We start from the raw sequence: 4,975 nt of genomic DNA on the forward strand, positions 1-4,975 counted from the left end.
ATGTTTAGCCATATGTCTCATAGAACGCCAATAATCAATAAGGAAATTTTATTCATGCTAAAATCTTTGCTGGCAGCCTCTGCTCTGTCTTTCCTCTCATTATCTGCTGTAGTGTCATCTGGTAACTCCTTGGATTAAAGGGGATGGAACAAACTCTTCAGCGGGTGGATTTAAGTGCACTCATCACCACAATTGTCAGACCAATGCCGACGGTAGCGAGGCCGCCCCATTGAATAACTGATGGTGTTTCTCCGGTAAGGGGAATTCCGATAATCAACGCAAAACCGGGAACTAAAGCAGGAAACATGGCAGCTTGGGCTGCACCCAATATCTGGACCGACTTGGCAAATGCAATCATAGCAACAACGCCAGACAGAACACCTTGTACAATGAGCTGGGTCACTAGTATGTGTGCAGACTGCGCAGCGAAAACATCAATGCCGCGAGAGCTGAGATAGATTGGCCCAACAGTGAAAAATCCTGCAATTGAAACAACTGTGGTCACGTCAAGCGCGTTCAGTTTCCAGTGCTGCTGCAACACACTAAAGCCAGCCCAAAGCATTCCTGCGACAATGAAAAATGTGTCACCAATGAAAATCTCAAGGGAACTGGTCATGGCAGCTGGACCAGCAATGAGAGCAAGGCCAATAAGTTTTATCAGCGTCCCAAATATGCGCTGTAGGCCAAGTTGTTCACTCAGGAAAATACGAGCGAGCAAAAAACCGCCAAGCATCATGGAGGCCGGCACAATAACGGCGCCGTGCGTCAATGGTGCATAAATATAGCCGCCAACACCGAGCAACACGAAAGGAGGTCCTAACAGGACAGACACAACAGCTGCTTGTAAGAGGGAGATGCGCTTGAGAGGATTGCGTCGCACGATCAAAAGAAACAGCAGCACGAGAGGACCTGCTACAATATAACGAAGAAATGCGATATCAAATCCATCAAGGCCTGCGGTGACGCCGACACGCGAGAGTGAGAGATACGCACCCCAGATTAGACTGGCGGTAAGCCCGGCAATTATCCCAGGACCGAGACTTGGGACTTTCTTAACGGGGCATTCCAATAACACGCTTTTCATTTCCGTTTTAGTGGCCTGAACATGGAACATTTTGCTTCTCCTTCGCAACCGGTCTACTTGTCGACCAATATGTTGAGCAGGACCAAAGCGGTTCAGATGGCGTATCGGTTTATCCCGGAAGATGCTGAGATTTACGTCGCTAACACGACAGATTAGAAATCAAGGCGATTTCAAAGTGCGACGTCCCTCGCAGAAGCAACCCATCGACAAAATAGCAGGATGTCTGAGAGGGCAACGCCACTTCCTCATGAATCACATGGGAGTGTCTACGGGGAGCCGTGCTCGCTGGAGTTCTCAGGATTGATTAGGATAACCGGACCGTGACAGGCCCAACTTGCCGGCTTATGTTTTTGTTGTTCGCTGTGGTCCTGAATGGATCGGTTAAGGAATATATGGCAGTACTGGCACGCGTGATAAATCGGTTATCCGGTCAACGCACTATTGCTCAGGAGCAACAATGAAAGAGCTTGATGGGTTGATGGAGTTTTGCGCTGTCGTTGAAAACGGTGGTTTCAAAAGAGCTGCAGAGTCTCTTGATGTATCGACATCATTCATTAGCCGCCGAGTTTCCAATCTTGAAAATCGCTTAGGGGTGCTATTGCTGCACCGGACGACGCGCAGCGTGAATCTAACAGATATTGGGGAGCAATATTACCTGCGTTCAAAAGCGATATTGGCAGATATACACGCACTATCAGCTGACTTAGCTGAACAGCAAAACCTGGTAAAGGGGCGTATCCGAGTAGCCGCCGGAGGAATATTTGGCGAGACTTGGGTGGCCAGTGCTCTTGCTGATTTTGCCAGATCGCACCCTGAGGTTGAACTTGACCTTGAAATAAGTGACCGGCCTGTAGACTTGGTCAGAGAAAAATTTGATCTGGCTATTCGTCATGGAATGCCATCAGACCCTGATTTGACAGTTAGCAGGATAGGAAGCCGACGGATGATGGTTTGTGCGTCTCCAGATTATCTGAGAGAGCATGGAGAGCCAAACGAGCCGGAGGATCTGGTATCTCATTCTTGTTTAATAACACCTGGCTTGCGCTGGCTCTTTGCCAGGAATGAAGACACGTTTGAAGTCCGGGTTTCTGGTCGTTGGGCCAGCAATAATGGGCGAGCACTGATGATTGCTGCGTGTGCAGGTTTAGGATTCACGAGGCTCGCTGAAGGGTATCTGACCAGCGCATTAAAGTCGGGTGCTTTGGTTGCCGTCCTCAAACCCTATGAGATATCACCACAGGAGACCCTCTTGGTATATCCATCTCGTGCATTCCTTCCCTTCCGGGTACGCTCGCTCGTGGAGCATTTGAAGAAATACTGAAGTCAAACAACCTCTTCCAATTGCCCCTCATGAAGCTCACTTATTAAGCAGTCGTTTGAACCCACCGCATTCAAAAGCAATACAATGCTCCAGCAACTCAGGATCCCCTGAAATTATTGCTCCTGAGCAATAGTGCGTTGACCGAACAACCAGTTTATCACGCACGCCAGTGCTGCCATATTTCCCTCATCTGATCCATTCAGGACCAAAGCACACTAAATAATATTTGTCCGAAGGCTCAGGTTCGCACTGTCCAACAAACGTTGTCACTACTGGCAAATATGACTTGATAAGCAGATCGCGAGTAATCGCTTTGCCCGCTTTCAGGCAATGGTGAAACGGTCATCGGCTTGATCAGTCTCGTGTCCTTCTCATCTTCATGACCTGAATTGAGTCACAAGATAGCCCCGATTTCCAGTCTTTAGTCATGCAGTGTTTGACCTGACCGATCATAATTCAACCAAGTAGAGGAAACATCTACAATGTCTTTACGTGAAAAAATTGCGACCTTAAAAGCTCAAGTCGAAAAAAAACTGCCTCAGAAAACTCGCGATGTCATGGACCGAGCTACTGCAGATCTGGCGGTATCAGGCATTTTGAATGGCACTATTAAAGTTGGCGATACACTTCCTGGTTTCACCTTGCCCAATCAGAATGGCACACCAGTCAACTCTAACGAGTTGCTTAAGAACGGCCCATTGGTGATCAGTGTTTTCCGAGGAGCGTGGTGCCCTTATTGCATGTTAGAGCTTGAAGCTCTGGAAGAAGTTTCACAGCAGTTCCAAGAAGCTGGCGCGAACATATTGATTATTTCGCCACAAACTCAAGCAGCTTCGCTCAAAACCAAAACCGAGAAAGCTCTATCTTTCGATATCATTTCGGATCTTGGTAGTCTTTATACCAGCAAGCTCGGTCTCGTTTTCTCTCTACCTGAGGATTTGCGCAAGGTTTATAAAGGGATCGGTATCGATCTACCAAGTTTTAACGGAGATGAAAGTTGGGAACTCCCTATGCCGGCACGCCTGATTGTTAGCCAAACAGGCAAAGTCATGAACGCTGACATTAATCCGGACTACACCAAACGTCCTGAACCAACAGACACTCTTCGAGAACTCCTTGATATGGCGAAGCAAGACCTAACCAACGCGTAGCCTGAAAGTGATTGGTGGCACGCGATGGTAGCACGTGCCGCCACGTCTCACAGGATTGATAGCAGAGGCTCTTGCTTGCTTAGTCACAACGCCGTGAGGATTCCAAAAGCCGATTATTTGCAATTGAATTGTTGATCTGGCGGCATGCATAGGATTGATCAGTTTTGTTCTGGATTTCAGGGCATTTTTAGTGACCCACTGAAAGGTATACTTGTATGAACACAATCACGGTGCCTAAATCTCCTTTGATCTGGTCTCTCTTTAGCTTGCGCTTGAGTATATCTATTGTGTTCATCCTTTGGACATTAAATAAATTCCTTAGCCCTGACTCTACAGCTAGGACTTTCGAAGCATTCTATGGCTTTTCAGCTATGAGCGAGGCTCTCTCTTTTATACTCGGCGGAATACAAGCGCTCATCGTCACCTGCTTTCTCGTCGGGTTTAAGAAACGCCTTTCAATAGGTGCTCTTTTAATCATGCATATCGTATCGACGCTTGTATCTTACGAGCGATATCTCGACCCGTTCACAAGCCCCAACCTCCTTTTCTTCGCAGGATGGCCCATGTTAGCCGGACTTCTCACTCTCTATCTTCTGCGAGATTTCGATACCAAATTCTCAATAGAACGCAGTGCGATGACGTAACTCTACAGCAACGGGGGGTGTAAGTTCGACATTCTTGCGAATAGTTTGTTCCCAAAGAGGAGGCAGTCATCTCTTCAAGATCGTTTCCACTGGTGGTAGTAATCCGTGAATGTCGGCTTCTCTAATCGGGCGTTGAGGTCAAGCTCTTTTTCCTTTTGATTCGGATCATATCCATCTCCGGGTCACGCTTCTCTTCGCAGTCTGGGTCGCTCTTTACAGTGAGCGGCTGCATGCATGTGCCGGAATGGTTGTAGAGAGCCCCGCTTTTGGACGCGCTTTCATGGCGCAGCAGCCATTTTCGGCTTCATCTACAAACCTCGTCCAGAGAGGACGATCCTATCGTGATATTGAAGTGCGACTAAATCATGCAGCAACCTCCAAACCATCACGACAGAATGATGTGTCATTGACCCACATGCGATGCATCACAACCGCGAGCTTTCTGGCCACGGCCACAACAGCACGGCGCCGCCCTTTGGTACGCATCAGGCGCATCCCCCAGCTCTTGATGCTGGATCCACCAGTACAGCGGGTTAACATCGCATTGGCAGCCGTATAAAGGGCAGAGCGGACCTCCATGTCTCCAGCTTTGGAGATCCGGCCAGGATTATCGGTTTCTCCTGACTGAAATCGCCTTGGCGTTAAGCCGAAGTGGGCAGCAACCGTTCGCGAACTCCTGAACCGCGCCGGATCATCCACCGCTGCGACAAATGCGAGCGCAGTCATTGGGCCAACGCCGGGGATTTCCATTAGTCGCAAGCACACTGCATTGGTG

Annotated in this window: 5 protein-coding genes; 3 read left to right on the top strand and 2 right to left on the bottom strand. The window is 48.5% G+C overall.

Annotated elements, in window-relative coordinates:
* Positions 1-157 precede the first annotated feature (157 nt).
* On the bottom strand, positions 158-1,114 hold the full coding sequence (locus PsW64_RS15670) for a DMT family transporter (protein ID WP_063304180.1): 957 nt from the start codon (positions 1,112-1,114) through the stop codon (positions 158-160).
* Positions 1,115-1,541: 427 nt separating this feature from the next.
* Here PsW64_RS15670 and PsW64_RS15675 point away from each other — a divergent pair, with 427 nt between their 5' ends.
* From PsW64_RS15675 to PsW64_RS28460, 3 genes are all read left to right on the top strand, one after another.
* A complete protein-coding gene (locus PsW64_RS15675; RefSeq protein ID WP_063304181.1) occupies positions 1,542-2,405 on the top strand; it encodes a LysR family transcriptional regulator in 864 nt (287 codons plus the stop codon).
* A gap of 482 nt (positions 2,406-2,887) precedes the next feature.
* Positions 2,888-3,556 carry a peroxiredoxin-like family protein gene (locus PsW64_RS15680; protein ID WP_063304182.1) on the top strand — a complete coding sequence of 223 codons (669 nt, stop codon included), beginning with the start codon at positions 2,888-2,890 and terminating at the stop codon, positions 3,554-3,556.
* Between the two features lie 215 nt (positions 3,557-3,771).
* Entirely contained in the window at positions 3,772-4,200 is a 429-nt protein-coding gene (locus PsW64_RS28460) for a hypothetical protein (RefSeq protein WP_063304183.1), read from the top strand.
* Between the two features lie 363 nt (positions 4,201-4,563).
* On the opposite strand, the gene PsW64_RS15690 is transcribed toward PsW64_RS28460, so the two are convergent.
* A partial coding sequence (locus tag PsW64_RS15690; protein ID WP_153042383.1) for a transposase occupies positions 4,564-4,975 on the bottom strand: 412 nt, incomplete at its 5' end.

Source organism: Pseudovibrio sp. W64 (assembly GCF_001623145.1).
Classification (GTDB): domain Bacteria; phylum Pseudomonadota; class Alphaproteobacteria; order Rhizobiales; family Stappiaceae; genus Pseudovibrio.

Coding starts and splice junctions, on each gene's coding strand:
- PsW64_RS15670 (WP_063304180.1), bottom strand. CDS start 1,114: ATGTTCCATGTTCAGGCCACTAAAACGGAAATGAAAAGCGTGTTATTG.
- PsW64_RS15675 (WP_063304181.1), top strand. CDS start 1,542: ATGAAAGAGCTTGATGGGTTGATGGAGTTTTGCGCTGTCGTTGAAAAC.
- PsW64_RS15680 (WP_063304182.1), top strand. CDS start 2,888: ATGTCTTTACGTGAAAAAATTGCGACCTTAAAAGCTCAAGTCGAAAAA.
- PsW64_RS28460 (WP_063304183.1), top strand. CDS start 3,772: ATGAACACAATCACGGTGCCTAAATCTCCTTTGATCTGGTCTCTCTTT.